Consider the following 284-nt stretch of genomic DNA (forward strand, 5'->3'; position numbering starts at 1 on the left):
CTGATGTGGAAGACGGGCCATTCGCTCGTGAAGGCGAAGCTGCGCGAGACGGGCGCGCCGCTCGCGGGCGAGATGAGCGGCCACGTGTTCTTCAAGGACCGCTGGTACGGCTTCGACGACGGTCTCTACACGGGCGCGCGCCTGCTCGAGATCCTCGCGAAGACGGCCGATCCGAGCGCGCTGCTCAATGCGCTGCCGGACGCGATGAGCACGCCCGAACTGCAGCTCAAGCTCGAGGAGGGCGAGAACTTCCGCCTGATCGAGAAGCTGCAGCAGGAAGCGAA

Annotated in this window: 1 pseudogene; it reads left to right on the plus strand. The window is 66.2% G+C overall.

What is annotated here, in order from left to right:
- Positions 1-284, plus strand: a pseudogene (locus tag U4012_RS35730) (phosphomannomutase/phosphoglucomutase); the annotation flags it as partial.

Source organism: Burkholderia sp. BCC1988 (assembly GCF_905339895.1).
GTDB lineage: Bacteria > Pseudomonadota > Gammaproteobacteria > Burkholderiales > Burkholderiaceae > Burkholderia.